This window comes from Candidatus Enterococcus myersii, from assembly GCF_017316025.1.
Classification (GTDB): Bacteria; Bacillota; Bacilli; order Lactobacillales; family Enterococcaceae; genus Enterococcus_C; species Enterococcus_C montenegrensis.
The window spans coordinates 1-3408 of the sequence record NZ_JAFLVT010000021.1; the positions used below are offsets into that span (position 1 = coordinate 1).

Here is a 3408-nt window from a genome sequence, read left to right on the forward strand (position 1 = left end):
CTCGAAATGGTGACCCTCTGATTAAAAGTCAGATGCTCTACCAACTGAGCTAACGGCTCATATGGGGGTTAACGGGTTCGAACCGCTGACCCTCTGCTTGTAAGGCAGATGCTCTCCCAGCTGAGCTAAACCCCCATAAGTTCGCGTGGCGACGTCCTACTCTCACAAAGGGAAACCCTTCACTACAATCGGCGCTAAGAAGCTTAACTTCTGTGTTCGGCATGGTTACAGGTGTATCCTTCTCGCTATCGCCACCACACTATTTAATTAAGTGAATTTCATTCACTCAAAACTGGATCTTGAAGTTTTTCAAAACTCTTCCGAGTTTTCTTTTACTTTGGTTAAGTCCTCGATCGATTAGTATCAGTCCGCTCCATACATCACTGTACTTCCACTCCTGACCTATCTACCTGATCTTCTCTCAGGGATCTTACTTTCTTTAAGAAATGGGAAATCTCATCTTGAGGTGGGCTTCACACTTAGATGCTTTCAGCGTTTATCCCTTCCCTACATAGCTACCCAGCGATGCCTCTGGCGAGACAACTGGTACACCAGCGGTAAGTCCATCCCGGTCCTCTCGTACTAAGGACAGCTCCTCTCAAATTTCCAACGCCCGCGACGGATAGGGACCGAACTGTCTCACGACGTTCTGAACCCAGCTCGCGTGCCGCTTTAATGGGCGAACAGCCCAACCCTTGGGACCGACTACAGCCCCAGGATGCGACGAGCCGACATCGAGGTGCCAAACCTCCCCGTCGATGTGGACTCTTGGGGGAGATAAGCCTGTTATCCCCAGGGTAGCTTTTATCCGTTGAGCGATGGCCCTTCCATGCGGAACCACCGGATCACTAAGCCCGACTTTCGTCCCTGCTCGACTTGTAAGTCTCGCAGTCAAGCTCCCTTCTGCCTTTACACTCTGCGAATGATTTCCAACCATTCTGAGGGAACCTTTGGGCGCCTCCGTTACCTTTTAGGAGGCGACCGCCCCAGTCAAACTGCCCATCTGACACTGTCTCCCACCACGATTAGTGGTGCGGGTTAGAGTGGCCATAACACAAGGGTAGTATCCCACCATTGCCTCCTTCGAAACTAGCGTCCCGATCTCTACGGCTCCTACCTATCCTGTACATGTGGTACAGACACTCAATATCAAACTACAGTAAAGCTCCATGGGGTCTTTCCGTCCTGTCGCGGGTAACCTGCATCTTCACAGGTACTAAAATTTCACCGAGTCTCTCGTTGAGACAGTGCCCAAATCGTTACGCCTTTCGTGCGGGTCGGAACTTACCCGACAAGGAATTTCGCTACCTTAGGACCGTTATAGTTACGGCCGCCGTTTACTGGGGCTTCAATTCGTACCTTCGCTTACGCTAAGCACTCCTCTTAACCTTCCAGCACCGGGCAGGCGTCAGCCCCTATACTTCATCTTTCGATTTTGCAGAGACCTGTGTTTTTGATAAACAGTCGCTTGGGCCTATTCACTGCGGCTGACCTTGCGGTCAGCACCCCTTCTCCCGAAGTTACGGGGTCATTTTGCCGAGTTCCTTAACGAGAGTTCTCTCGCTCACCTTAGGATTCTCTCCTCGACTACCTGTGTCGGTTTGCGGTACGGGCCGTTGTCTTCTCACTAGAAGCTTTTCTCGGCAGTGTGACATCAGAAGCTTCGGTACTATTATTTCCCTCCTCATCACAGCTTGTCCTTATAGAAATAAGCATTTGACTCATCTCAAGACTTACTGCTTGAACAGACATATCCATCAGTCTGCACTTCTTAGCCTCCTGCGTCCCTCCATTGCTCAAACAAATACAACGGGTACAGGAATATCAACCTGTTGTCCATCGCCTACGCCTATCGGCCTCGGCTTAGGTCCCGACTAACCCTGGGCGGACGAGCCTTCCCCAGGAAACCTTAGTCATTCGGTGGACAGGATTCTCACCTGTCTTTCGCTACTCATACCGGCATTCTCACTTCTAAGCGCTCCAGCAGTCCTCACGATCTACCTTCAACGCCCTTAGAACGCTCTCCTACCAATACACCTTCGGTGTACTCCACAGCTTCGGTAGTATGTTTAGCCCCGGTACATTTTCGGCGCAGGGTCACTCGACTAGTGAGCTATTACGCACTCTTTAAATGGTGGCTGCTTCTGAGCCAACATCCTAGTTGTCTGTGCAACCCCACATCCTTTTCCACTTAACATACATTTTGGGACCTTAGCTGGTGGTCTGGGCTGTTTCCCTTTCGACTATGGATCTTATCACTCACAGTCTGACTGCCGAATATAAATGAATGGCATTCGGAGTTTATCTGAATTCGGTAACCCGAGATGGGCCCCTAGTCCAAACAGTGCTCTACCTCCATCATTCTTAACTTCGACGCTAGCCCTAAAGCTATTTCGGAGAGAACCAGCTATCTCCAAGTTCGTTTGGAATTTCTCCGCTACCCACACCTCATCCCCGCACTTTTCAACGTACGTGGGTTCGGTCCTCCAGTGCGTTTTACCGCACCTTCAACCTGGACATGGGTAGATCACATGGTTTCGGGTCTACGACTACATACTCATTCGCCCTATTCAGACTCGCTTTCGCTGCGGCTCCGTCTCTTCAACTTAACCTCGCATGCAATCGTAACTCGCCGGTTCATTCTACAAAAGGCACGCTATCACCCATTAACGGGCTCTAACTTGTTGTAGGCACACGGTTTCAGGATCTATTTCACTCCCCTTCCGGGGTGCTTTTCACCTTTCCCTCACGGTACTGGTTCACTATCGGTCACTAGGGAGTATTTAGCCTTGGGAGATGGTCCTCCCGGATTCCGACGGAATTCCTCGTGTTCCGCCGTACTCAGGATCCTCCTAGGTGCCTTCCAAATTTCGCCTACGGGGTTTTTACCCTCTTTGACTGACTTTTCCAAGTCATTCGACTATCTGAAAGAACTACCATATTGGAGTCCTACAACCCCAAGATGCAAGCATCTTGGTTTGGGCTGTTCCCTTTTCGCTCGCCGCTACTTGGGGAATCGATTTTTCTTTCTCTTCCTGCAGGTACTTAGATGTTTCAGTTCTCTGCGTCTACCTCGTATACGCTATGTATTCACGTATACGTAACATCCTATAAAAGATGTTGGGTTCCCCCATTCGGAAATCTCTGGATCATAGCTTACTTACAGCTCCCCAAAGCATATCGGTGTTAGTCCCGTCCTTCATCGGCTCCTAGTGCCAAGGCATCCACCGTGCGCCCTTATTCACTTAACCTTATAAGACCTTACGGTCTGGTTTTGAGCAGTTCTTCTAGCGATAGAAGCTTACTCAAGAAAATAAGCAATTGAACTTATTAAAAAACTCATTCAACGCGGTGTTCTCGGTTTGTTTTGATTTTTTTCTTCAAGTATCCAGTTTTCAATGAACAAAA

1 tRNA gene and 2 rRNA genes are annotated in these 3408 nt (G+C 49.4%); all 3 read right to left on the reverse strand.

Annotated features, from left to right (window positions below):
* Positions 1-62: 62 nt before the first annotated feature.
* Positions 63-135: transfer RNA gene (locus JZO76_RS13795), tRNA-Val, on the reverse strand.
* Positions 136-143: 8 nt separating this feature from the next.
* Positions 144-259, reverse strand: a 5S ribosomal RNA gene (gene rrf, locus JZO76_RS13800).
* Positions 260-337: 78 nt separating this feature from the next.
* Positions 338-3251: ribosomal RNA gene (locus JZO76_RS13805) — 23S ribosomal RNA — on the reverse strand.
* Between the last annotated feature and the right edge of the window lie 157 nt (positions 3252-3408).